The organism is Pedobacter sp. 01N416 (genome assembly GCF_056399685.1).
This window is the reverse complement of the sequence record NZ_JBFTRT010001084.1, coordinates 1-494: the sequence shown is the minus strand read 5'-3', so window position 1 is coordinate 494 and position 494 is coordinate 1. Positions and strand designations below refer to the sequence as shown.

Below are 494 nucleotides of genomic sequence, written 5' to 3'. Positions count from 1 at the left end.
GTTTGGGCACCAACCAATCAGGCTTTAGCCAGTTTAGATGCAGCAATTGTTTCTGATCCAGCAAAATTAAAAGATTTTGTTGCCAACCATATTGCACTATCTACTTTCCCATTAAACAAAGAGGGCGATACCACAAGGTTGAAACTGCTTAATAATAAGTTTGGTGTTTTTACCAGCACTAAATTTGAAGAAGGCAATGTTTCTGTTGCTGGCCAGTTCGTAAAAAATGGAGTATTGTATACCGTAGATCAGGCTGTTCCAACCAAACAGAATATTTGGGATTATATGCTCAATAGTACTGATGGTGCTTTGCAAAAAAACTACATTAATAACCTGTCGATTACCGTTATCGATACCGCAAACGCTACTGTTATTGGTTATAATGCATTGGGAAATCCAATTTTTGCCCCCAATCCACCAATGATATCCAGAAATACTTACTGGGTAAATGTAGCCGATTTGAGAGACGAAAGCCAGCAATACACTTATTTTAT

1 protein-coding gene is annotated in these 494 nt (G+C 37.7%); it reads left to right on the top strand.

The window, feature by feature from the left end:
- On the top strand, positions 1-494 hold a 494-nt coding region (locus tag AC1DND_RS29345; protein WP_477586555.1), incomplete at both ends, for a fasciclin domain-containing protein.